This window comes from Lactococcus sp. DD01 (genome assembly GCF_001578715.1).
GTDB lineage: Bacteria > Bacillota > Bacilli > Lactobacillales > Streptococcaceae > Lactococcus > Lactococcus petauri.
The window spans coordinates 1-406 of sequence record NZ_KQ968960.1 but is presented as its reverse complement, the minus strand read 5'-3'; the positions used below and the strand labels follow the sequence as shown (position 1 = coordinate 406).

Below are 406 nucleotides of genomic sequence, written 5' to 3'. Positions count from 1 at the left end.
TTATTCATTTATTTGCTCCAATTCTATAAACTGAGCGAAAAAGGGTACAAAAAAACTCCATTTCTCGCGCCTTAAAAAATGCGTGTTGAAAAAGAGTTCACTTCTTGATATAATTTATCTATCGAGTGAAACTCTCGGTGCGAAGTGATTATCGGTTGACCGTCCAAAGTTAAGCCGTTAATCACTTTTTTATTTTAATTCATCTTTTAATTTGTTTACGCCATGACGTACCGCCTCAGCTTTACTTACGTTTTTCTCTTGGGAATAATCCTTAATTAGTTTTGCCTGCTCAGCATTAAAACTTACAGACATTCTTGTTTCTTTAGGATCGTTGGTAGGTCTTCCTACACGTCTTTTCTGTTCCTCAGTCAAACTATGCACCTTTCTTACTATATTTGTAAGTCAA

The 406-nt window shown here is 35.2% G+C and carries 1 protein-coding gene; it reads right to left on the bottom strand.

Annotated features, from left to right (window positions below; genetic code table 11):
- Positions 1-189: 189 nt before the first annotated feature.
- Entirely contained in the window at positions 190-372 is a 183-nt protein-coding gene (locus tag LACDD01_RS11320; RefSeq protein ID WP_061415343.1) for a hypothetical protein, read from the bottom strand.
- Positions 373-406 lie beyond the last annotated feature (34 nt).